This is a genomic window from Paraglaciecola polaris LMG 21857 (assembly GCF_000315055.1).
In the GTDB taxonomy this organism is placed as follows: Bacteria; Pseudomonadota; Gammaproteobacteria; order Enterobacterales; family Alteromonadaceae; genus Paraglaciecola; species Paraglaciecola polaris.
Map to the genome: position 1 here is coordinate 232,016 of NZ_BAER01000017.1, position 19,718 is coordinate 251,733.

17 protein-coding genes are annotated in these 19,718 nt (G+C 44.6%); 11 read left to right on the forward strand and 6 right to left on the reverse strand.

The features are described 5' to 3' along the window. Window positions 1–133: 133 nt before the first annotated feature. On the forward strand, window positions 134–907 hold the full coding sequence (locus tag GPLA_RS03010; protein WP_007103338.1) for a Rossmann-fold NAD(P)-binding domain-containing protein: 774 nt from the start codon (window positions 134–136) through the stop codon (window positions 905–907). A gap of 84 nt (window positions 908–991) precedes the next feature. On the opposite strand, the gene GPLA_RS03015 is transcribed toward GPLA_RS03010, so the two are convergent. Next, on the reverse strand, window positions 992–1,333 hold the full coding sequence (locus GPLA_RS03015; protein WP_007103339.1) for a hypothetical protein: 342 nt from the start codon (window positions 1,331–1,333) through the stop codon (window positions 992–994). A gap of 57 nt (window positions 1,334–1,390) precedes the next feature. Further along, window positions 1,391–1,642, reverse strand: a complete 252-nt coding sequence (locus GPLA_RS03020; RefSeq protein WP_007103340.1) for a hypothetical protein — start codon at window positions 1,640–1,642, stop codon at window positions 1,391–1,393. A gap of 137 nt (window positions 1,643–1,779) precedes the next feature. On the opposite strand from GPLA_RS03020, the gene GPLA_RS03025 reads away from it, so the two are divergent. From GPLA_RS03025 to GPLA_RS03040, 4 genes are all read left to right on the forward strand, one after another. After that, complete coding sequence (locus GPLA_RS03025; RefSeq protein ID WP_007103341.1) at window positions 1,780–3,210, forward strand: ATP-binding protein; 1,431 nt, start codon at window positions 1,780–1,782, stop codon at window positions 3,208–3,210. Then, entirely contained in the window at window positions 3,207–3,902 is a 696-nt protein-coding gene (locus tag GPLA_RS03030; protein ID WP_007103342.1) for a response regulator, read from the forward strand. Before GPLA_RS03025 ends, GPLA_RS03030 begins: the two co-directional genes overlap by 4 nt. 106 nt (window positions 3,903–4,008) lie before the next feature. Continuing rightward, a complete protein-coding gene (locus tag GPLA_RS03035; protein WP_007103343.1) occupies window positions 4,009–5,028 on the forward strand; it encodes a YHYH protein in 1,020 nt (339 codons plus the stop codon). Window positions 5,029–5,040: 12 nt separating this feature from the next. Next, window positions 5,041–5,334, forward strand: coding sequence for a hypothetical protein (locus GPLA_RS03040; protein ID WP_007103344.1), 294 nt, complete (start codon window positions 5,041–5,043; stop codon window positions 5,332–5,334). A 68-nt stretch (window positions 5,335–5,402) separates the two neighbouring features. Here the strand turns inward: GPLA_RS03040 and tmpT are convergent, their stop codons facing one another. Next, a complete protein-coding gene (gene tmpT / locus GPLA_RS03045) occupies window positions 5,403–6,062 on the reverse strand; it encodes a thiopurine S-methyltransferase (RefSeq protein ID WP_040513853.1) in 660 nt (219 codons plus the stop codon). Window positions 6,063–6,205: 143 nt separating this feature from the next. Further along, window positions 6,206–6,748: an NUDIX domain-containing protein gene (locus GPLA_RS03050; RefSeq protein ID WP_007103346.1), complete on the reverse strand. Its 543-nt coding sequence runs from the start codon at window positions 6,746–6,748 to the stop codon at window positions 6,206–6,208. Window positions 6,749–6,939: 191 nt separating this feature from the next. On the opposite strand from GPLA_RS03050, the gene GPLA_RS03055 reads away from it, so the two are divergent. The 6 genes from GPLA_RS03055 to GPLA_RS22875 all read left to right on the forward strand — a co-directional run bounded on the left by GPLA_RS03055 (window position 6,940) and on the right by GPLA_RS22875 (window position 15,254). After that, window positions 6,940–7,509: an RNA polymerase sigma factor gene (locus tag GPLA_RS03055; protein ID WP_007103347.1), complete on the forward strand. Its 570-nt coding sequence runs from the start codon at window positions 6,940–6,942 to the stop codon at window positions 7,507–7,509. Further along, the gene (locus tag GPLA_RS03060) at window positions 7,506–8,498 is read left to right on the forward strand and encodes a FecR family protein (RefSeq protein WP_007103348.1); all 993 of its coding nucleotides are present in this window, start codon (window positions 7,506–7,508) and stop codon (window positions 8,496–8,498) included. Before GPLA_RS03055 ends, GPLA_RS03060 begins: the two co-directional genes overlap by 4 nt. Window positions 8,499–8,583: 85 nt before the next feature. Continuing rightward, window positions 8,584–11,760: a TonB-dependent receptor gene (locus GPLA_RS03065; RefSeq protein WP_007103349.1), complete on the forward strand. Its 3,177-nt coding sequence runs from the start codon at window positions 8,584–8,586 to the stop codon at window positions 11,758–11,760. A 74-nt stretch (window positions 11,761–11,834) separates the two neighbouring features. Continuing rightward, window positions 11,835–13,001, forward strand: coding sequence for a M14 family metallopeptidase (locus GPLA_RS03070; protein ID WP_007103350.1), 1,167 nt, complete (start codon window positions 11,835–11,837; stop codon window positions 12,999–13,001). Between the two features lie 13 nt (window positions 13,002–13,014). Further along, window positions 13,015–14,460, forward strand: a complete 1,446-nt coding sequence (locus tag GPLA_RS03075) for an amidohydrolase (protein ID WP_226993045.1) — start codon at window positions 13,015–13,017, stop codon at window positions 14,458–14,460. A gap of 317 nt (window positions 14,461–14,777) precedes the next feature. Next, window positions 14,778–15,254: a GNAT family N-acetyltransferase gene (locus GPLA_RS22875; protein ID WP_226993046.1), complete on the forward strand. Its 477-nt coding sequence runs from the start codon at window positions 14,778–14,780 to the stop codon at window positions 15,252–15,254. Between the two features lie 66 nt (window positions 15,255–15,320). On the opposite strand, the gene GPLA_RS03085 is transcribed toward GPLA_RS22875, so the two are convergent. Then, a complete protein-coding gene (locus GPLA_RS03085) occupies window positions 15,321–16,229 on the reverse strand; it encodes an SGNH/GDSL hydrolase family protein (RefSeq protein ID WP_007103354.1) in 909 nt (302 codons plus the stop codon). 337 nt (window positions 16,230–16,566) lie between these two features. Next, complete coding sequence (locus GPLA_RS03090) at window positions 16,567–19,653, reverse strand: DUF748 domain-containing protein (RefSeq protein ID WP_007103356.1); 3,087 nt, start codon at window positions 19,651–19,653, stop codon at window positions 16,567–16,569. Window positions 19,654–19,718 lie beyond the last annotated feature (65 nt).

Consider the following 19,718-nt stretch of genomic DNA (forward strand, 5'->3'; position numbering starts at 1 on the left):
CAAATATAGCTTAACCATATGTTTTTAATAATTAAATTAATTATGGAACAGGATCTGCTAAATACAAAGTAACAAGAATGTTGACCCTGACACCTCGCTTAGGATCAACATTAAAATTTACAAGGAAAATTAAATGTTTGATTCTCAGCAGCTAGATTCTACCCAAGCCTACAGCGGCTACTCTCATCAAACGCAGCCACAGCTCGCGGTCGATAACACCCGAGGATTCAGTCGTATAGTGGCATTCAGTGATGGCAGCGAACAGCACTATCAGCTCCCGAAGTGTCGAAATAGCAAGCAAATTAGTGTGTTTGGATTAGGCCATAATGGGGCACTGTCAGCCATATGCATGGCCGCTCTTGGACACAAAGTGATCGGCGTTGACTTAGACCAACGCAGAATCAATGCCCTCAACCAAGGCCGCACATTTTCTGAAGAAGAAGGGTTGCCTGAGTTACTTTCACAAATTAGTTCATTCCATAATCTCGTTGCGACTGATGATGCATTTAATGCATTAAAACGTACGGACTTTTCGCTAATTTGTGTAAACGATGACACAAATGATGACTCTGACGCCAGCGTTGAAAAACTTAAAGCCTTGTGTGAACAGATTGGATTGAGTTTGCGATACAAAGAGCATTTTCACAATATTGTATTTTATCAACACATAAACGCTGATCTGTTGAAAAACGTATTGCTGCCAATATTAGAAACACAGAGTGGGAAAAAAGCATCACAAGCATTCGGTGTGGCGTCGGTACAAAGTGGTAAAGATAATGAGCGAACCATTAAACGCTTTTACCAGCCGACGCAATTAACGATTCAATTTTTAGACAAGCAGAGTTGTCAGCTAACGGAACAATTATTCAGTGGCTTCAAGACAAGTATTAGACGGATAAGTTGGTAGGCAAAAAATAAAGCCTAAGTAATCAGTATAATTCTGTTTCTTAGGCTTTAGGATTTTTCATTGCATGAACAAAGTGAGTCCCAATTACGCAAACGTATCCACTTGATTCAAAGACGCCGGCTCAGACTGACCGGCACTCAATGTTGACAAGATGTCTTTAAATGCCGTTCCCATTTCTTCTTGAGACAAATTAGCCGCACCATCTCGTAAACTATCTAACTGAGACTTCAGCGAAGATTGCTGATCTTTGCTTAGGCTGGCTAACATGTCAGTTACCGCGCTTTGCTCTTCGCTAGACAGAGTAGAAACAGCCGTCTCTAACCCTGTAGGCACACCACCTTCACGGGGAGGCGGTGGTGGACCTTTAGGCTTACTCACATCTGACGAAAGCGCATTAATCGAACCGCTTGAGGAATTTATCTGCATACTACTTATCCTTATTAGTTGATAAAATTAGGCTAGAGAATGAGTAAAAATCACAAATTAGTCTCGCTTGGCATTGTCAGGAACAGCAACTAACGCATCGTCCTTCATCTGGCACGTTCCACTGAGTGAATCACCGCGTCTGGTTTCGAACGTCACGCTATCCCCTTCAGCTTTATCAGCGCACGCCTCAAACGCTTCCGGTGGTGGACGACGCTCGCCGCTCCCTTGCCCACGACCTTCTTGGGCTTGAACACCAACACTGCTTATTACTAACATACTGACCACGAAAAATATTTTTGATAACTGCATAATTTTTTACTCCGGATTGATTCTACTGCAAATACTAACAAGCAAATGTGCAGAAACGATGGAGATTGCATGGAGAACTCGGCTATTCTGCATTCTGACACTGGCATCAGCAGCTTTTGCGCAGGTATACTGGGCACATGAATATATTCCGCAAAGTCTTTTTATCCTTTCTTGGGCTAACCGCTCTGACGTTACTGATCACATTAGGCTTAGCGCGCTGGAGTTTTGACCAAGGTTTTCTTAATTTCGTGGCTGGCCTTGAGCAGCAACGACTCAGTTTACTCGGCGAAAAACTATCTGGGATATATGCACGTGACCACAATTGGCAACGAGTAGTGGATTCAGGTTTAGAGCGCTATCTTACGGCGGATCCACTTAGGCAAGGGGGGCGACCACCCAACTTGTCTCAACCCTCCCCACTGATGCCCCCAGGACCTAGACAAGGTGGTCGCCCGCCTCACCTTAGAGACCGTCAAAGTGACGCTCCTCCAACTGCGCTATTTGATGCCCACGACAATTGGATATCTGGCGTCAAGCCAAAACCGGATGCAAAAGAGGTACTTAATCACGCTATTTATCTAAGAGGTGAGAAAGTCGGTGAATTGCGCAGCTGGTTAGACGCCATACCTGAGCGTTCTTTGGCTTCGTCGTTTTCTATGCAGCAACGCTATGCCAGTCTTGCCATTGGCTTGTTGTGTCTACTGCTTGCTAGTGTGGCATCATTTCTACTCGCTAGGCGTTTAACTGCCCCGGTAAATGACGTACTTCAAGGCGTGGAGCGATTAAGCCGAGGTAACTATGATGTCAAGCTCGATACCCTAAGTAACGACGAGCTGGGCACATTAATGCGCAACCTTAATGGTTTAAGTCATATATTGAATGCAAACCGCAGTGCAAAAAACCGCTGGTTTGCCGATATCTCTCACGAGCTGCGCACGCCACTGACTATTTTAATTGGCGAACTTGATGCATTAGAAGCTGGCATACGCCCCTTTGGCGCCGAACAAGTTGCCTCATTAAAACATGAAGCTATGTTGTTACATCGTTTAGTGGACGATCTTTATCAACTCTCTATGTCTGACGTCGGTGGGTTGAAATACCACTTTAACCAAGTGGATATTAGCGAGAGTGTTGATAATATATGCGCGGCAATGAACGCAAAGGCACAGCAGAAAGACTTACGAATATCGACAAACATCCCAACAAAACCAATATATTGTTTGGCGGATCCTCAACGCCTTGAGCAGCTTTTTATCAACTTACTCAACAACGCCATCTTGTATACCGATGCAGGAGGCGAAATCGTTTTATCCCTAACTTACCGTGCCGATAAAGTGATATTTGAAATCAACGATACTTTACCCGGTGTCCCACTGGGTGACTGTGACAAATTATTCGACCCTTTATATCGTCAGAACCCGTCACGAAACCGGGCGGCTCCAGGTGCTGGGCTAGGTTTAACAATCTGTAAAAACATCGTCACCGCACATCAGGGTAAAATCAACGCATCTCCTTCGTCGTTGGGAGGACTATGTATCAGAGTCGAGTTGGAGACAGCTAAAAAATGAATACGAACAGCAAACAACAAATCTTAATTGTTGAAGACGAGCCTAAAATTGCACAAATTCTAGTCGACTTCCTTACATTAGAAGGTTATTCAACACGTGTAGTCCATCAGGGAGATGAAGCCGAAGCGGTGATAAAATCTGACCAGCCCAACTGTGTAATATTAGATTTAATGTTACCCGGTAAAGATGGTTTAACCATCTGTAAAGACGTGCGCAAATTTTCTCAAGTCCCCATCATTATGTTAACAGCCCGAGTTGATGAAATAGACAGGTTGATGGGTTTAGGTTTTGGCGCAGATGACTATGTGTGTAAACCCTTTTCGCCTCGAGAAGTCGTTGCCAGAGTACAAGCTGTGCTGCGTAGGTCCTCGGTTATAGCCCCAACACCAGAATCAAATACATTGAGTTTTAAACATATCAGCATAAATACGGAAAGATTTGAGTGCACCGTAAATGGCACCGGTGTTGAGCTCACACCGGTAGAGTTTCGTTTACTTAAAACCCTACTTGTCCGCCCCGGCGCGGTATTTTCTAGAGAGAGTTTAATGCATAGCTGTTATGACGATTCACGTATCGTGAGTAACCGAACGATAGACAGTCATATGAAAAATCTCAGAAATAAAGTGACCTTAGCAAATGACCCTCAATCTATCCTGCAATCTGTATACGGGATCGGCTATAAATTAATGTAATACCTCTTGAGGAGTTTGGTTATACGCTGTAACTCCTCATTGACTGCACAGTTTCTGCGTTTTATTGACCTAAAGTGTTAACAAGCTCATAAACAAAGATAAACTCATGAAACCTATTTCTCTCTATGCCCAAACTTTAACCATTTATTGCCTCGTATTATCACTGTTTGCTTGTGGTGGCAGTACAACCGATACCACCAGCACAGATACATCTGCAGAGCAAACCACTGACGACACAGTAACAGAGCCTGAGACAGACACCCTGGTAGAAAGCCTACAGTCCCCGTATTTTTTTGATGATGCGGTGATCGAAACCATCACCACCGAAAGTTGCACCTTATCAGGCGGCACACAAACCAATTGTTATCGCATTACAGTAGCAGGCGAACCAGTAGTTGATGAAATAGGTCCATTTTGCCCTTCTACGATTGATTCCGATGCGTCACAGGGCGGAATTTGGTTCGATGGTTCAGGTGAGGTATATGACATAGACGGTGCATTCATCGCTAACCTAGACTCGTTATATGGTGATGGCTGGTTGCTGTACGATCCGAGCACAGGTAAAGTTAACATCACTGACAGCCAAGAGTCATGTGAAGCAGCGGCACGACCAAACGTTGATGTGGCCTATCAAAACTATTGCGTACAATGTGACTTAGACTATTACGGCGGTGGAATAAGCGAAACAGTGCTGATCCCTGTCACGCCCGTACCGCTGAGCAACCCCAATTACGTAAACGACAATATGGGTATTTCCCTCAACGGGGTGATTTTAGCTGCACAAGCGCCAGTTGACGCCATATTGAGTAATTACACCATTGCCGCATTTGACGATTGTGGTGGGCATATAAACCCATTTGACGGCTATCACTATCATGCCGCCACGGGTTGCTCAACGGGCCCTGACGAAGAAGATGGTCACGCAAGTTTAATTGGCTACGCCCTAGACGGATACGATATCTACGCTATGTTAGATACATCGGGATATGAAGAAACAGATCTTGATGAATGTAGAGGACACAGCGATGACACCAGAGGCTATCACTACCATGTTGCCAGCCCAGGCGAAAACATGTTTATCGGTTGCTTCCACGGGGAGCAAGGTGAATGGTTGGGCACTGAATAAGGAAAATAAAAGATGAATAGCACGCCATTGATTAACGACAAAAAGTACCTAATTCCAATATTACTGGGCACGATCGCCAGCGCGTTTTTAAGTGTGAACGCAATAGCCCATGAGGGCCATGTAGATAAAGATGCGCAACTAGCATGTGAAAAAAAGGTGCTACGAGCATCGTGTCAATACATGAAAGAAACTGACCAGAACATAGCTAAAGTGTACAGCGGCTATTGTCAAAAAATATCTCACAATAAGATCTGCGTGCGCAATCAACCCATCAAAACGATTGTGCTTGAACCCCTAAGCAATTAACGATGCTTGTTTAGAGGAAAGTCAAAATGCCTCATCATAGACGAGGCATTTTGCTGGACAGCCCGCTCTTATGTATTTTTTTGCAGCAGCCACACTTCCTCATTTGCCGCTATCTTACCTTTCAGCCCACCTTTGACGTCTTCGCTAGCCAGTAATGAAATGCGGTAGTTATCACCATAATGCTGAACAATTTCATCCCTGTTAACGCAATAAGGTGGCCCAGGTAAAAGATCTTGCTGATAGTCAAAACTGATCAGCAATTGAGGCGCGTTATCAGTCAAGTTGCGTATATGTCCGGTGTACTTTTCGCGCATCATCAACGGCAAAGCAACGAGGGCAGCCCTGTCGTATACGGCATCAATTTTTCCGATTAATGTTTCAGTTAAACGAAAAATATCACCCACATAAATATCAATCCTCAGCCCATTGGGATTGGCCTGATAATGGATTAAATCTGGCTCAACAAGGTGCATTACCTTAGGTTCGATTTCCATATCTGCAAATAACTGCACCACAGCGGCCTCGTGCAACTCTGCCGCCACCACATGATGACCATTTGCCACCAACCAAGCTATATCACGGGTTTTCCCACAAAGGGGAACCAAAACTCGGCTTTGCACGGGTAATTGCAGCGCTGAAAAATGCGCTTTTAACAATGGACTGCCCTTAAATTGGTGAAACGCAATATCCCCTTGTTTCCATTTCTCATGCCAATAACTTGCTTGCATATCCACTCCATCATAAATGCTGGTCATTACACCATATGCCGATAATAAATTTTTATTCTGCCCTTTACCCTTGTTACGTCTACGCAATGTGACTAAACACCCACGGCCGAACAAAAGACCGTACTGGTACATAATAACAAGATTTACAGCATACCTTTTAACTTGGCGATACCATAAGCGTTCACAGTGGACGCATCTTGAATTTCACCCGATATAATCATGTTTTCAAAACTAGCCAGAGAGATTTTTTGGGTAATTAATCCCTCTTCCTCAGGATCGAGACTCATTTCGGTAAACGTCAGTTGTGTCGCAAAATAGATATGGTATTTCTGATTGCAAAACCCGTATGCCAAATACTGCTGTCCCAAATAGTGCATTTTATTCGCCACTAAACCCGTTTCTTCTTTTAATTCACCTGCCGCTAATAAAGCATGGTCTGCATCTGGATTTTGTTCCCATGCGCCTTGGGGTAACTCCCAACAACGTTTTTTGATGGGATAACGATACTGCTCAACCAAATGTATATAGCCATCTTGCACGGGTAGAATCACCACAAAATCGGGTTTTTCCACTACCCCATAGATACCTTCACTACCACTGCTGCGACGGATTTTGTCTTCCTTTAGGCGCATCCACTTATTTTCATAAATGACGGTACTGGTTAATGTTTGTATTTCGTCACGCATCTACTCACCTTAGCATTTGCTCATTCTCATGTTCACTCATAACGTGCGAGCTATATGCGCACCCATAGTTTTTATCTTATCGTAAACGCCTGCGTTTTTGTGTTGATGGCTAAAATTTGTTGAGGATTTATTGAGGGATCTCATATTCACTGCGTATACGTAGTAATATAAGGTAATTTAACGGATAAGGCGTGAAAGTAATTCACCTCAATCGGGCAAAAAAACAGACCTTGGCAGGTAATAAAAAATGTCAATTAGTCGAACAGTTATATGCTGAATACGGCAGTGCTCTGCGCCGTTTTATTCGCGTGCGCTCGCGATTAAATGAAGGGGATTGCGATGATGTTATGCAGGAAGTGTACGAACGCTTACTAAAGTTAGAAGGTTTACAGCAAAAACTAGCGGGTCGAATGGATACCGTCCGCAACTATCTCTTTCAGATTGCCAGCCATATTTTAATTGACCGGGATCGCAGAGCAAAAGTGCGCTGCAAAGACAACCATATCAGTGACCATGACACAGCGATTTTTTCTTCCATCTTCTCGCCAGAACGCGCGTTGCAAAACCGCAAACAGTTAAGACAAATCGAGATGGCACTAGCAGAGATTAAAACCAGCCACAAACAGGCATTTATGTTAAACAGAATTGAAGGCATGAGTTACCGAGAAATCAGTGACTCATTAGGTGTATCAGTCAGTACAGTAGAAAAATACATATCTGCTGCTCTGGTTGTGATCAGAAGTAAGGTATCGCCAGAATGAATAATGAAGTGAACCAAGAATTGATTAGCCAGCAAGCTGCGAAATTCGTAGCTCGTTTATATTCAGGTGAATTAAGCCCAGAAGAAGAAAAGCAAATTTATGCCTGGTGTGAGCGACGCCCTGAACATCAACACGAATTTGATACCATGCTCGCTCTTTGGGACACTAGCGGTCAATTGTATCAAACACCAAAATCGCCGCACAAATCCCCTCGCGGTTATTGGTTTATGGGAATGGCAGCAAGTTTTGTTTGTGCCCTGTTAGCAGTATGGTTTTTAGCCGTCCCTCAGCCAAATGCACTATATCAGCTAGCAAATGAACGACAGACTCAATATGAAACGGCCATCGGTGAAATCAGCACAGTTGGTTTGCCAGATGGCAGTGCCGTCACCCTCAATACAGACAGCGCGATCAACATTGACTTTTCTGGTGTACAACGTCGTATTTGGTTAATCAGAGGCGAAGCTTTTTTTGATGTGGCAAAAGATCCAACTCGTGTGTTCAGTATTAATACTGGCGAAAAAACCATTCGCGTCATAGGCACAAAGTTTAATGTACGTAAATCGGAGCAGACTCTAAAAGTATCGGTAACAGAAGGCTTGGTTGCGGTGCAGCCCTCAGCACGTCCCTCAGATGATCAAATTGAATTTGATAAAGCTGAAACCTTATTGGCAGCAGGCTCAATTGGTGCATTTAACGGCACCAGTGAAGTGATAGCAAAAGTCACTTCCAAAGAAGTGCTCGCTCATCAACAGTGGCGTCAGGGCGTTTTTCGTTTCGACAATGAACCCTTATCCAAAGTAATAACTGAGTTTAATCGCTATCGCCTGAAAAAAATCACCCTTCGCAACACAGATTTAGGCAAACTAAAAATAAGCGGCGTATTTAAATTAAAAGACGGTGATAGCATTTTATCTGCACTTGAAGCCGCACTGCCAGTAGAGGTCGAGCGCTATCCTAACTACATAGAATTGACTGCTAAAAACTAATTTCAATTTTTATGGAGGATCATTTTGTGCCTTGCGTATACCTCTAATAGGAACAGTCATTTCTAATAATAATAGAGGCACACATATGAAATCACGTCAGTCATTTACACTCAGCACGCTTGCGTGCAGCGTCATGTTAATGATGCACACAGGCCACAGTTTTGCCGCCCAAGACCGACCGCAAAACATTGATATTCCAGCGCAGAACATTGATTCCGCATTACTGGAACTGGCTGAAGAAAGCCAAACACAGATTTTGTTTTCTTCAGCTATTACGCCTGCCATAACCACGCGTGAAATATCTGCCACGTTGACAGTGGAAGAAGCCTTGAACATTCTGCTAGAAAATACCTCGTTAGAATATATCAAGCGCTCCGCAAGCACCTTTGTCATACGTGAAAAGAACAGCGTATCTCAGGAGGTACCACAGGCAAAAGCAACAAATACCAGCAATGGTGCTGATGCTACGATAACTGCGACATCGGGCACACAAACAAAAAAGGCTGACGGCGAAGCCAGTGTTGAGCGCATCCGCGTGGTTGGCTCAAATATCCGCGTCAACCAAGATTCTGGCGCATTACCCATTACCACTTTCAGCGCCGAAGATTTTGAAGATTTGGGAATATCCAGCGGTGCTGATTTATTGGCTGAATTGCCCCAGCAAGGCGAAGTAAGCTTTAACAGCGAACGTGTTGTCGGCGGTGTAAATGACGCACGAGGAGACGTTTCCTCAATCAATTTACGCGGTATCGGCACGGGCTATAGTTTAACCCTATTAAACGGTCGTCGCTTAGTACTTCATCCGGGGACCCAAGCTGAAGATCTTGTGCCCGTTACCACAGTTAACTCTAACGCTTTGCCCGTTCGCGGCCTGAAGCGGGTTGAAGTATTGCGCGACGGTGCTGCGGCGATTTACGGTACGGACGCCATTGCCGGTGTTATTAATTATGTCTTAAAAGATAAAAATACCGGTGGCGATTTACAGTTACAATACGGCAAAAATGATGGCACTGATAAAGACACCATTAGCTTATCAGGCTCTGGCGGCTGGTTTTTTAACAACGAGCAAACCCATTTAACTTTAAGTGCCAGCCTTTACGAGCAAGATATGCTGATGGCATCTGAACGCGATTATGCCGCAAGCTCTGATACCCGTAATTTTCCGGGCCTGGAACCAGAATTTGTTGGCAATACGTCACTCGATGGACGCACCACATCTAGCCCTTGGGCTGAGCTTAGCTCTGACAGCTTAGGCACGTTTCATATTCAGCCTGACACGTTTGCCGGCTGCGAGGTGGCACTGGGTAATAACATTTGTGCCGATGGTGGCAGCTTAGATCGCGAGTTAAGATTTGATTCCAACTCAGAGCGCTCCCTAAGCTCCGAGGTGAGCCGAGTTAATCTATACGCACTGCTCACTCACAACCTAACCGATGAAGTCGAGTTATACGGTGAAGCGCTTTATTACCAAGCGGAAGCTGACCGTTTACGCGAACAAAGTGGAAATCTGACCGCGCAACGTTTTACCATATCCAGTGATGCATTTTATAATCCTTTTGGTGAAGACGTTACATTGCGCCGGTACCGCCCCATCGATACTGGGCCACGCAAAATTAACGTTGAAGATTATTCCTACCGATTCTTAACCGGCCTACGGGGTTACTTTCAAGACTGGGATTGGGATACCGCCCTGTTGTACTCAAAAGCCCACACCCTAGATTCCGCCAATCGCGTTAACAGCACGTTATTCCAGCAAGCGGTCAATAGCACAGATCAAAGTAGCGCTTATGATATTTTTAACGGCGGTAGCTTAGACAATCCAAACATAGGTGATGCCACTGGCAATCCTCAAGATGTGATTGATAGCTTCATGTTCAATATTGAGCGTGAATCTGAAACCGAACTTGCGTTATATGACTTCAAAATATCCCGTCCTGATCTTTTCGCTCTACCAGCGGGCGATGTAGGCATGGCGGTGGGAATAGAATACCGCTACGAAAGTTTTTCCGATGCCCGCAGCGATGCACTAAACGGCACCGACAATTTTATTGATGTTGTAACCGGACAGGAGTCAACGCTTGCCAGTACCGTACTAGGCAGTAGCCCAACACCTGACTCATCAGGTAGTCGCAATGTATTTTCTACTTACCTAGAATTTGCTGTGCCACTGCTAGCCGATTTACCCGGTGTGCAAAGTCTGAATATGCAACTTGCTGCACGTTATGAGCGCTTCTCTGATGTCGGAGATATAACCAAACCAAAAATCTCATTGGCTTGGCAAGTAAACGATATGGTTCAGCTACGGGCAGCCTATGCTGAAGGCTTTAAAGCGCCGGGGTTACCGCAAACTACCGCGGTCGATGTCTCACGCTCCAACACACGTTCAGATCCAATTTCAGGGATTCGCCAAGGCACCCTAGAAATACGCAATGGCAGTGACGATTTAAAACCAGAAACCAGTACCAATACTTTCACCGGTATTGTATTCACACCTACGGCTAACTTAACGTTAACCGCGGACTGGTGGCACATTAAGCAAAAAGATGTGGTAGGTATTTTAAGTAGCCAGACCCAGATATTGTACGATGCCCTACTTCGCGTCGATGGCAGTAGCAACGCCAACGTGATACGCGATGACAACAACGAAATATTGTATGTTACTAACGACTATACAAACTTATTGCCCCGTGAAATCAAAGGTATCGATTACAGCATTTTTTATAAACTAGATACTGAACTGGGTAAATTTACCTTTACCGCTAATGCAGCCAATCTGAAGCAATTTGATCAAGGATTAGACACAGTCACTCAACGCGTGGTTGATGCCCAGGCAGCGGGCAATGAAGCGGTACTATTTAACGGTGAAGCAGTGGGTATTCCAGGTGCTGCCGGTGATTTATTGACTAAAAATGGTCGCCCAGAATGGCGCAGTAATATTGGCCTAAAATGGCAAAAAGACAATTGGGGAGCAGGTGTAAAATACAAATATATCAGTGAACTGGAAAACATCTTTTTGTCTTACTTTGATGAGAGTGACGATTTGGTTTATCAAAAAATTGATAACTGGTCGACCGTTGATGCCTACGTAAATTATTCATTTACCCAACAAAACAGCTGGTTGAATAAGACTAAAGTAACACTAGGAGCGCGAAATATTGGTGACAAAGAACCACCTTTCACCTCTGGTACTTTTGGTTATGAAAGCAGCGTTCATTCTTCATCAGGACGTTATTTATACATGACGTTAAACAAAAAATTCTAGTCACCCAGCCAATCAGATCAACACGCTGATTGGCTTTTTTTCTCGCAGACAAAAATAAACGGATCGCCTAACCTATGCTTCGATATTTTATTCCCATACTATTTTTATTAACCGTTTCGCCCCTTAGCCATGCACAAGCCTGTAAATTTGACGATGTCACCTTCGACAGTGATTTCAGTGGCGCACGGTTGGATAGCTGTGAAAAACTAGCCAAACATCAATACCATATCGGTATATTGCCGGAAAACGAGCCGGTAAACCCCAGTCCTTGGTTTAGTTTTAAGCTGCACTCTGAAGATGCAGCCAAGGTACAAATCAAATTAACATTCAACGGTAACAACCCGCGTTATTTACCCAAGCTCAGCACGGACGGGATACATTGGCAAAACATTGCCTTCGATACCAAAGGCCAAGCAATGTGGCTCAGTGTTAATACCAACACTAAACCCGTGTGGATATCCGCCCAGGAAATTATCGATAATCAAGAATACGATACTTGGTTAAATGCGTTACAAGCCCAACGTCCTGGAATATCTGTGGAAACATTGGGTCAGTCAGAAAAAGGCCGGCCGATTAAAGCGCTGGTTAAACAATCGGCACAAAATAAAGAATGGTTAGTGATCATAGGCCGCCAACATCCACCGGAAGTAACCGGAGCCATGGCACTTTTCGCTTTTAGTGAATCGTTACTGCTAGATGACACACTAGGCGACCGATTTTTTAACCGTTTCAATTTATTGTTAGTGCCTGATGTCAACCCTGACGGTGTCGAAACGGGCAACTGGCGACACAACGCCAATGGCGTGGATTTAAATCGTGACTGGAAAAACTTCGCTCAAGTGGAAACGCGTTTAGTAAGAGACAAAATGGCCAGCATAGTGGAAAACGGCGGCAAGATTGTATTTGCCATTGATTTTCATTCTACTTTTCATGATGTATTTTACACCATGCCGCAGGAGCATGATTTAGCGCCAACTCCCCTGATGACAGATTGGTTAGCTGATCTAGAAGCTGAAACAAAATGGGTGTTCAAAACCGTTAATAAGTCCGCCTCATCGCCAGACAGAGGTATTTTCAAGCAATACATTGCAGATCATTACAAAGTACACGGCGTGACCTATGAAGTCGGCGATAACACCAATCGCCAGCTTATTCCTTATGTGGCCAAACAAGCCGCGAAGGCGCTAGTGGATAATCTATTAAAGGTAGAACCCGCGGCATTTTATGTTACGCAAAAATAACCGCATAGCAGCAATGAAAACAACACTTTCATACACTTTGTTGGCGTTACTGGCGACGCTTTTCCTGCATTCAGGGGTCGCTATCGCTGCGAAGCAGACCAGTGGGAGTTATGTTGCACAAGACGTAACACGCCATCAAGCCTTGAGTAATGAACTGGCGCAAAACTTGTGGGACTGGGCAGAAACACGTTTTCATGAAAAGAAAAGCAGCCATGCTATGCAGGTGATACTGGCAGAGCAAGGCTTCAAGGTTGACGTGGGCGTTGCAGACATGCCCACTGCATTTGTCGCTAGTTACGGCTCAAAGGACGGCCCCGTCATCGCCATACTGGCAGAAATGGATGCCCTACCCGGTTTATCGCAACAAGCACAGCCTTATAAACAATCCATTGATGGCAAAGAAGCAGGGCACGCTTGTGGTCATCATTTGTTTGGCGCGGGCTCGTTAGCAGCGGCATTAACCGTCAAAAACTGGTTACAACAAAACAACATACAAGGTCAAATTCGACTCTATGGGACGCCTGCAGAAGAAGGCGGTTCAGGCAAGGTATACATGGTTCGCGAAGGACTCTTTAGTGACGTAGACACGGTATTACATTGGCACCCTGGTGGACAAAACACCACCCAACCCATGTCAACCCTAGCCAATAAAACCGCTAAATTTCGTTTTCATGGCATTGCTTCTCATGCAGCCGCAGCCCCAGAGCAAGGTCGGTCAGCGTTAGATGCGGTTGAAGCAATGAATTACATGGTAAATATGATGCGCGAACACGTACCGGCTGATACACGTATTCATTATATTATTACCCATGGAGGCGATGCGCCAAACATAGTGCCTGAATTTGCCGAGGTCTATTATTATCTACGTACTCCTTCAGCGGCCGATCTACCGGCATTATGGTCGAGACTAGAAAAAACGGCACAGGCCGCCGCTATGGGTACAGAAACCCAAGTAGACTGGGAGATAATGTCAGGCGTATGGAGCACCCTACCCAACGCCACCTTAGCGAAAGTCGCCCACGACGCAATGGACACATTTGGTGGTATTAAATATTCGCCCCAAGAGCAAGCGTTTGCAGATGTCTTGCGCACAACACTCAGTAAGAGAGCGGTAAAGCAAATCGGTAATGAACAAAACATTATGCCCTACACTGACGATATTTATCACTCCACGGCGTCAACCGATGTAGGTGATATTAGTTGGAACGTGCCTACCGCAGGTTTTGTTACAGCAACTTGGGTGCCCGGTACAGCTCCTCACAGTTGGCAAGCTGTGGCTGCTGGCGGTATGAGTATTGGTTATAAAGGCATGCATTTGGCCAGTAAAACGTTAGCATTGAGCGCCATTCGTTTGTTTGAACAACCAGATTTAATCCAACAAGCAAAAACGGAATGGCGTGGGCGTGTGGGTGACGTGCAATACCAATCACAGATTGGTGATCGCTCTCCTATTTTGTAAATAGCAAAAACCTGTGCCTTATATTTGATTTAATAAGGTGCATAGGGTTTATCAAATGACAAAAGCCTTACCCTTTTGGCTTTAAGGTCAATAACGTTATGGATAACTATAGTTAACCTTATCCTGCACAATAAACTAAAACCGTGTTTAAACTGCGTTTTATTGCGCAACATAATCCTCCGGGGGAAGTATGGAATTAGTTTATCCGACCTATGCCCATATCGACCAGCTCATGACGTGGTTCAAAGATGAGGCCCAAGTGACTATCTGGTCTGGGCCTAATTTTAGATACCCGTTTGATTTCGCGTCGTTTAAATATGATCTTAAATTGCCCCCTTCACTCTTACTCATTGATAGCCGGAGCAAATACAGTATTAGCATTTGCTCAATATTACTTGCGCGAGGGGAAATGCCACTTAGGCCGTTTAGTCGTTAATCCAGCATTTCGCAGGCAAGGCCTTATCACAGAATTAATATGCCGGCTCTGCGAATTAGGTAAAGCTGAATTCGCGGTAGATACCTGCTCTTTGTTTGTCTTTACGTACAATACTTGGGCATTAAATGCCTACCAAAAGCTAGGATTTAAGGTTGCAGACTATCCTGAAGATATACCACTGGAAAACTGCGTATACATTATACATGGTGCAGTCAAGCGAGCGACGTCACAGCCATTAATAAGCGATAACAAAAATCTCAAAATAAAGACCACTCACCCGTCTGTGTATGGCACTGACCATGTCATTATTCTTCATTCTATTGCTTGGTTTAAAGCCCAGCTCAACCATATAGCTTGATGAATAAAGAAAATAACAGACCATAAAAAGCCCTCCGTGGAGGGCTAAACGCTAAGTCATACGCCTTCAGGCTAGGGTCTTACGTCTGACTCGCACCAATCCAGCTAATCCAATAGCAAATATGGCGAGAACAGCGGGCTCTGATACATTTAGAGCTGCAAGTGCTGTCGCGGCTATAATTTCATGGCCGACTGCTGTTGGGTGAACGGCGTCCCACAATAAGTAATCATCAGGATTAGTACAGACGACGCCGCCACTAATACACGGCTGCGATACATTACTGAGTGCGTAATCACTTGGGTTAAGCGTTATGTCGAGAAACGTACTGAACATGTCAAGTTGGGTAATATTGAGTCCGTTGCCCAGTCCGTTTAAACCACTTGCCAAGGCCGAGTTAAAAGCCAATGCCCAAGGATCGGCAAGAGGAAGGTTAGGAATTAAAAAGTCCACGGCCCCTAAGGCTGATAGGTTTAAAATACTATCAATGATGTTATTCACCGCGTTCATTGGACTGTATGTGCCAAGGGGATTGTTCTGCAGAAAATCGTTACCTCCAGCCCAAATCACGTAAAGTCCATCGGCGTCAGCCATACCTCCGGTATTGTTCATGAAGAGAGGTATTTGTCCATCGAGAACCTGATCGCTTCTTTGCCCACCAATGGCATAGTTCGTGCCGCCTGCGAAAGCAGACGTTGCTGACAACCCTAAATCATCAGCCAACAACTCAACCCACACTGGGCCATTAGAAAATCGGCAATCGAAATAAGGTGCAGGAGGGCAATTTGTCGGGGAAATATAGCTGAGTGCCCCAGGGTCTGAGAGTGAATCACCAAATATGTATAGGTTGCTGATGGGTGAAGCTGAGGCTGTCGCGCTGACAAGCAGCAGGAACGCCAAGGTTACAGAAAATGTCTGTTTGACTTTCTTGCAAAAAAGATTGGTTACGCTAGACACCGGAAGGGTTAGTGTTTTCATTAAATCACCTTTGGACGATCGTAAACTCAACGACGCCATATAGAATGTATTATTGTCAGTATCCGGTTAAGGACACGCTTCAGCCAAGAATCCCCCAACAGCGAATAGACGGTTTCCATGCTAAAGAGGCTCTATGCATAATTCGATCCTCACCAATAAAATCAATAATTTAGCTATCTTTTGGTTGAAATAAAGACGATGAGTGCAAAAAAAACTGACACACCTTATCCACTTTCACTGTGCGCATATCAGGCGTATCGATCCCCCTATGTATTTTACGCTTAAATATGCCCAAGGTAGAGCCAATTAGGCTGTTGCAATCAATACAAATTCCACGTTAATTTGCTTCAAGTGTTAACGCAACGCCGCTACTATCCGTTTGTAAGTGATGGCGGCTGTTGAGTAAAAACAAGCGATTAACCTCAACGTCTTGCACATTGGCCAAATAGGTTTTAACGACTTTAGCTCGGTTATCAGCAAGTTTTGCCAACGCGCTAGGAGATATCTTAATAGCATTTCGGGTTTGGTTGTACATGGCGATAAGCAGTGCTTGATGAAGGTGATCGGGAGCAATGATCGTCTCAACATCCCCATGCTGAAGTTTGGCTTTGACTAACTGCCGCTCTTCATCAACCGTTTTATTAGTCGTGTTAGTAAACAGCAGGCCTAACGCTTCGCTTATTGGCCCGGCTAAAGGGACCGTACTGGCCGATAATTTCTCAGGGAGTGAATCTTGTCCCGTCAGTTCCCGTAATTGACTTTGTAGTTTTTGCTCAGCAAGTTCATAGGCATCCGCTACCTCGTTTACGGTTCCTTCAATATTAACCCGTAGGCCTGGGCGCTGTGCTAAGGCACCAGCTAATGTTGCTAATTTCTGCGACATGTCGTCGCTTAACTGAAACGAACCTGCAGCAAAGGTTATTTCATTGAGTTCATCATCGCTTCCTACCAAATTCGCCAGCAACGAAAAGGGAGCGCTAACCGCTTTGATAATTAAATTCTTAAGTGTTTGCAGTACGATTGAAGCAAAACCAAAACTGGGATTATCCAAATCCCCTGATACTTGCAAACCGAGGTCAATCACCCCATTTGAATCTTGTAATAGCGCGATAGCTAATCCTAAAGGCAAGCTTAAGGCTTGGTCTGAGTCTGTTTTTTTGCCCAGTGTAAGTTGATCAATAATAACGTGATTATCACCCGTCAATTGATTGTTTTCCAAGGTGTATTTAACATCTAATGAAAGCAAACCTTTGTCTATAAAATGCCCCATATAGGTGCCTGAATAAGGGTTAACAGAGGTGAGCTCTGCACCACTAACCGAAAAGTTAAGATCCAGGAACATATCGTCAATAAGTGGATTTAACGAACCTTGCAGCGCCACAGGCGCATAGCCGTCTATTTTACCGTTTAAATCGACATTTGCTGCACTATCGGCGCGAGAAGATAGTGCCGTAATGCTGCCGTTTAATGCTTCTATGCCTGAGGCAAAACGCGGTCGCAACGAGTTGTCGGCAAAATACGCACTGCCATCTACGACGCTCACCTCTTCAATTCGGATAGCCATAGGCTCAGGGGTTGACTGAGCTGGCTGGATATTTTTGCCAGACGACGGATCATTTGCAGCAACAGCACTGTCGGCCGCTGGTTTGAGCAAAATACTGTCGATATTAGTTTGCTTATTTTCATCAATAACAAGCTTCGCATAAGGCTTCTCTAATTCGACTTTTTGCACTGCCAGTGCGTTCTCATTCGAGTTAAACTGTATGCCTGTTATCTGTAGGTTCTGCCACTTAACTAAAGGCTCTTGTTTCAGGCCATCATTTACCATCAAACCATGAATACTTGCCTGCCCATCGAAGACAAGCGAGCTTGGCGCACCGGCTTCAAATCCACCTGAAAGGGCTGCTTCGCCCTCTTGCAAGATAAGGTTTGCGTATGATCTAACATAGGGCTGCAGCTGTTTTAAGGCGAATTGTGTAAAGTCTACTGTGCCCGATACTTGTTGCCTGTGGACGTTAACCGCACCTTCACTGAGTATCGACCCAGCCGCACTCACAGGACGTTGCGTTTCGTCGCCCGCAAGGCCTAATGCTAGCGTATAATTAATAGGGGTTTCGAAGCGCGTGTCGACAACGCCTGTTGTCCCATTGATTGAAAACACTCGCCACTTTACTCCCTGTGATATGGCGCTTTCGTTCAAATCGATACCACCATTGTTAAGGGCAAATGATTGCAGAACAATACGCCACGACGGAGTGGTATCTGTCACTTTAGGTGCTGTGTTACTAAGTTCTGGTGGCGATGTAGTTGCGGATGTTTTCGATGTGATTTTTGGCGTCAACATAGTAATGAGATCGACACCATTCTGGTCAAAGTTGGCATCGAGCCAAGGTTCATCAATGCTCATCTCACTGATGTCTACTTGCTGGGTATTGGTATCGAGTTTGAGGCCACGAATGTTTAGGCCTGCAATGGTTATTCTGGGTTTATTGCTATCTGCGATAGCTAGCTCAGATAAAGTTAAGTGGCCGTTATCTGCTTGAAAACGAATGCGCTCCGATTCTTCAGACAAAAGATAATCAAGTTGGAAATTCAGTAATCCGCTTGTGATTTTACCTTCAACCACGTCGTCCGATAATGGCCATAACGGCGACAGCGCAACACCGACGAGCTCAAGGTGACCTTTGACTTCAAGTGGTGCCAACTGAAATTGGCCTTCGACACCCAGCGTACCACCTTCGCTAGTTACCAGTTTAAAGTGGTAGTTATTTTGCGCTCCTTGGGAGCTGTGATCCGCCGGTTCAATATAAATGGCGGCTAACGTATCCAGTTCAGTCAACTCGAATGCTAACTCTGGGTAGTCAATATCAGTCCCAGTGACCCCATCAGATAGAAGAACATGACCATCCTTAAGACGAAATTTGCCTAATCGAATATGAGGGATCTGCGCCTGCTCGACGTTGTCAGCTACTGTCTGTTCTGATGATGTCTGACTAAGGGTATTAATGATATCAGTCACGTTAAATTGGTTTGTTTCACCGCCTGACGTTCTGGCTAAATGCGCATAAGGGGCATCGATATATATATGCTCAATACTGAGGGTGAAATGCATCAGTGTTTGCCAGAATCCAGCATCTACCTCTAACAGGTCAAAATGCGCAAACGGCTCACTAATCTGCCCTTCTTCTATTAAGAAATTAGATACCCGCATACGCAGTAAAAACGGGTTTATGCTTATTTTTTCAATTGTGACCGTGCGCCCAAGCTTGTCACTCAATACACTTGGTAGTTGTGAATGCAATACTAATGGGGTGAGCACACCCAACATTAACGCATAAATTAAAGATCCAGCCATGATATAGCTGGAAATGCGCAACCATTTTTTTTGTTTATTGAATGTGTCAGCCAGATTTTTGAAGTACATAGTCTGTTCTATTTAATTAGACGCCAAAGTAGTCATGAAAGTGTGGGCCTGCTAACGAGTTAACA